4 protein-coding genes are annotated in these 4742 nt (G+C 56.3%); all 4 read left to right on the top strand.

Translation table 11 applies throughout. The annotated features are described in order from the left end of the window. The first annotated feature begins 77 nt into the window (after positions 1–77). Complete coding sequence (locus A9995_RS15575; RefSeq protein ID WP_067614702.1) at positions 78–1397, top strand: hypothetical protein; 1320 nt, start codon at positions 78–80, stop codon at positions 1395–1397. Between the two features lie 83 nt (positions 1398–1480). Further along, positions 1481–2080: a hypothetical protein gene (locus A9995_RS15570; RefSeq protein WP_145917023.1), complete on the top strand. Its 600-nt coding sequence runs from the start codon at positions 1481–1483 to the stop codon at positions 2078–2080. Continuing rightward, positions 2077–2760, top strand: a complete 684-nt coding sequence (locus A9995_RS15565) for a hypothetical protein (RefSeq protein WP_067614698.1) — start codon at positions 2077–2079, stop codon at positions 2758–2760. Before A9995_RS15570 ends, A9995_RS15565 begins: the two co-directional genes overlap by 4 nt. A 563-nt stretch (positions 2761–3323) precedes the next feature. Then, positions 3324–4484, top strand: a complete 1161-nt coding sequence (locus tag A9995_RS15560) for a sensor histidine kinase (protein WP_067614696.1) — start codon at positions 3324–3326, stop codon at positions 4482–4484. The last annotated feature ends 258 nt before the right edge of the window (positions 4485–4742 follow it).

Here is a 4742-nt window from a genome sequence, read left to right as displayed (position 1 = left end):
CGTGAGGCGATCGTCCATGAGGGATTCAATTGACGAGGCAACGAAGTCATGCTCGCTTCCGTCTAATGGGAGGAAGCATGACTTATCGAAAGCTGCCGCTGGCATCGTTGATCGTCAATCCAGCCAATGACCGGCACGGTGAACTTGAGAACGAGACTGCGGCGATTGCACAGCTCTTTGCGGCACAAGAGCCTCATATGCGCAACCTTGCGAAGGACCTGGTCAACAAGGGGGAGGTTTTCGAACCGCCGCTCGTCTTTCCATCTGGCGACAAATATATCGTTGCCGATGGCAATCGCCGTACGACCTGCCTCAAGCTACTCGCGAACCCCAGGCGAGCGCCGACGGTCGAACTTCAGCAGTTTTTCGCCGACCTGAAACCGAAATGGCCGGGCACCTTTCCCGACAAACTGGAATGTAGGGTCGAGGCGGACCGGGACCGCGTCGATGATATCCTCTTTCGGCGGCACACCGGTGTGCAAGGTGGGATAGGCCAGAGCACGTGGAACGACCGGATGAAGACGAACTTCGTCGTCCGGACAGGTAAGGGCGGGGGGTTAAACGTCGCCGACGAAATCGAGAAATTGCTCAAGGAGGCGAAGCTTCTTCCGGGACGAAAAATCCCTCGATCGAACCTCAACCGTTTGCTGTCCGCTGAAACGCTCCGGAACCGCCTCGGCATCTCGGTGCGCAAAGGCAAGCTCGACATCATCCGCGACCGTGCGGAGACGCTGAGCACTCTTCATCGAGTGGCCAATGACCTAGCAAGCCGCACAATCACATTGGAACAGATTTGGGATACAGAAGCCAAGCTGGCTTACATCGACGGCCTGGATACGGAAGGCGTCCTACCAAAGGTGATGCCGAAGTCGGGTGCTAAGCCCTTACCGAGCCCCGCGCCTGCTCCCGGCCCTTCACATGTACCACCGCGCCCTGCGCCTGCTCCGCCGCGACCACAAGCATGGCCCCATCTGATCCCGGATGTGAACTACGGTATAACGTGGCCAGCGCATTTGCAGCGCCATCGCGCTATTTGGGAGGAGCTTCAATACAAGCTTGAGTTGAGCGAGGAGCCCAACGCAATCTCTGTCTTGCTTCGCGTCCTGCTCGAGCTCTCCATCGAAAATTACGTGAAGCGCGCACAGCCGACCGGCGTGCAGGAGGCGGACAAGCTGTCGCGTAAAGCTGCGAAAGTCGCCGCGGACCTTCATACCAAGGGCAAGATCGACAAGAAGTATCTGGGCGCGATCAACAAGCTGCAACAAGGGGAAGGCATCGTCTCGATCGATACGCTCAATCGCTATGTGCACTCGCCGAACTTTAGCGTGTCGCCCGAGCACCTTAAAATGCTTTGGGAGACGTTGGCCGACTTTGTGGTCCATTGCTTGACTGCTTGAAAGTCATCGGTGGCGGTGCGCGCGCCGGCATACGGATCACGCATTTGACCGGCTAGACGCAGCGAGTGAGGTTGAGAGTTCAGATGTTCAAGGCAACGATCGGCAGGGATGAATTGCAGTCGCTGATCGAAGCGATGTCCGATCTCGATCTAGCTCGTTTCCTCTACTGTCAGGAAATGGCTGGTGCCTATCTCGCGGTGGGCAAGTTCGAGAGCATGCTGATTTCAGCCATGCACATGTGCGATCGAGTGAAACTGCAGAAGGCGATTGGCCCTGACCAGGATGCGTGGGCGCGTTCGGTTGCAAAGAATGCGCAGCTGGAGGGATCAACACTCGGCTCACTCATCAAAATCCTGGAGCGCCATGACATCGCTTCCGCCGACATTGCGTACCTTCGGTGGATCAAGGACAAGCGGGATTATTTTGTCCATCGAATGTTTCATGAAAATGCCTGGCCAGGCAACCTTGATGAGGAAGACTGCCGACGGATGCGACGGCGTCTCGTCGCAATCCAGCTGTGGTTGGAGCGGGGCGAGCGGAACATCTGGCAGATATTCGAGCGCGCTGGCCTCGTGGAGTTGGATCGCCTTGATGATGGCAGCATGCTCGCGATGAACACCGGCCTCTATGACCTGATTCAAGAGGACCTTGCCGAGATGACGTTTGGGGATGGAACAAAATGAACCGTGCCCTGAAAGACATTCCAAACCGAATTTTGAACCTTGCGGTTGGTGCGCTCACGCAAGCGAATACGCATGCCGTGTATTTCGATCCTGGCAACGAGCATTGGGAACATATCTGCGTGCTCAACACCGCGCACGCCGGAGAGCTGTTTCTCAAGGCGATTATCGCTAGGGAGCACCCGCTGCTCATTTTCAAAGACATTTTCAATCTCGATGACAAGAGCGTTGGGCTGCTGAATGTCGAAACGTTGATACAACGCGGGCGGACACACGATTTTGAGCGGCTACCGCAGATCCTCTGGGCGACCACCGGCAAGCGCATTCCGAATCCGTCTTGCTTTGAGAAGCTGAGGCGCGCTCGAAACGCCATTCAGCATTTCTGCGCTCCGGACGAACAGGATTTCAGGGCGCTCTCGCTTGAATTCATTTATACGATTGTCGACCCTCTAATCGCCGAGGCTTTCGACCTGTGCGCGATCGAATTTCATGAAGATCACAGCGTAAGCTACGACTATGTCGTGGCTGCGTTGCTCCGATCGGGGCTAAAATTTACCGTGCCCGATAATTTCAACGTCACCGAAATCAGCATGGCTGAGCAGCTTGAGGAGGCTTCCGCATCGTACAAAAAATGGGTGAGAGCCCAGATGACGCGTGTCAATCGGCTCGAACTCCTAACCTAACTTATGATGTGGGGCGTGTGAGGCCACTTCCGCCTCTAGCGGTGGTGGCCTAACGTCGCCTTCTAGCGGAGCCTACTAGGCCATCGCCTGAATAGATGGCGGGACGAAACGGTCTGGCGCCGGAACGGTGATCAGTATTACGATGAAAGGCCCCTTTACACCTATCTGCCCGCAAAGCTGCCAGTCAGCTAGCGGCGCAACAGCAGTCATCTGCAAGCGGCGACATCGAATGGCAGAATTTGGGCCGTGAACTGCCTGTCTGGTCTGTGGGCGCTGAACAGCAAATCCCGCCGTTCAGCAACCGACCCAAAACCCGGTCGTGACCAAAGCTATTTGCCGGGTCTGGACGCGGACCTTAATGAGCGGGGTTCTGACACCCGCCAACCGCCGAGAAGCGTTGGTCGAGTGCTGGTGTCAAAACTGACCGGTTGTGACACCCCCTCGCTACAGCCTGGGGACTACTTTTGTTTCTATTGATTTACGGCTATGTGTTGGCATCACATTGGCAAAAGCCGTCTCTGAAGGCTGTATGTTATCAAGAGCTGTTATCAAGAGGGAAAAGAATGGTCACCCGCGAGAAGTTAATCGAACGCCAGGGTGTCCTTGCCAAATTCAGTGAGTTCGCTCTTCGGAACAACGACCTTCAGGAGGTTCTGGAGGAGGCCTGTCGACTCGTTGGAGAGGCGTTGGGGACCGATCTGGCTAAGGTCTTGGAAATTCAGCCGGGTGGAGAATCGGTGCTGGTGAGGGCCGGTTGCGGCTGGCGTCCGGGTATCGTGGGGGAAACCACCCTGGAGATGCACGATAAGTCATCGGAAACATACGCTATCAAACTGGCAAAGCCGGTCGTCACGCCCGACATATCCGCTGAAACCCGTTTCGTATTGCCTCCGTTCCTGGCCGAGCACGGGGTAAAGGCTTTAGTGAACGTGCCTATCTTCGTATCGCGCGATGAAAGTCCATATGGTCTGCTACAAGTGGACAGCGTTAGCCCTCGCGATTTCGGGAAAGAGGATATCGAGTTCCTGCGCATATACGCCGGTGTCCTGGGGCCAGTGATCGACCGGCTCCACAAGCGCCGCGACCTCGGGGTTGCTCTGGATGAGAACAAGCGTCTGCTGGTCGAGCTGCAACACCGGATCAAGAACAATATCGGCATGATCACGAGCCTGGTGCAAGTGCGGGCGCGCAGCGCTAAGTCAGAAGAGGCGCGCGCCGAACTGGAGCTGGTCGGGAATCGTATTGAAACCCTCCGGCTGGCGCATGAACATGTCTATGCTGAAGGTAACAGCATGCTCTCCCTGCGCTCCTACGCCCACAAGATCGTGGAACATCTTATCGAACTCCACGGCGATCAGGCTGGTGCAATCCAGTTCACCGTCCATATCGACGACATCAAGCTCAGCCCGGACCGGGCCGTGCCGTTGGGCCTGATCATCAACGAGTTCGCGACCAACAGCCTCAAATACGCCTTCGGTCCCGCCGGCGGCACGATCTCGCTTCGCATAGAGCGACTGGATGATAAACGAATTCAGGTTGTCATCGCTGATGACGGATGCGGCATACCGACGGCCACCGCGACCGCAGCTAAAGGATCGGGAACGGGCATGAAGCTCATCGGGGCATTAGCACGTCAGCTTCAAGGCGATACGACCTGGGCGTCCGTTAAGGGGACCGAACTCAAGCTCGTGTTTCCTGATCCAGCGAAACGCGGCCATGCCTAAACTGCGTGAAGGAAACGAAATACTGGTCGGGACGAAACCAAGCACCTTATCCGGCGTTTCAAACGATAATAGAACCGGAGAATAGCGCAGCGTGAGTCACGTTTTGATTATCGAGGACGAGGCGCTAATGGCGATGGACCTCGAAGCTCTGCTGGCAAAGGAGGGCGCGACCTCATTCTCATTCGCTGCTTCCCAGGATGAAGCGGTCACCGAAGCGCTGTTGCGAAAGCCCGATCTCATCATCTCCGACGTTGCACT

Source organism: Erythrobacter sp. QSSC1-22B (assembly GCF_001678665.1).
Lineage (GTDB): Bacteria > Pseudomonadota > Alphaproteobacteria > Sphingomonadales > Sphingomonadaceae > Qipengyuania.
Note: the sequence above shows the minus strand (reverse complement) of the source record. Positions and strands in the feature narration are given on the sequence as shown.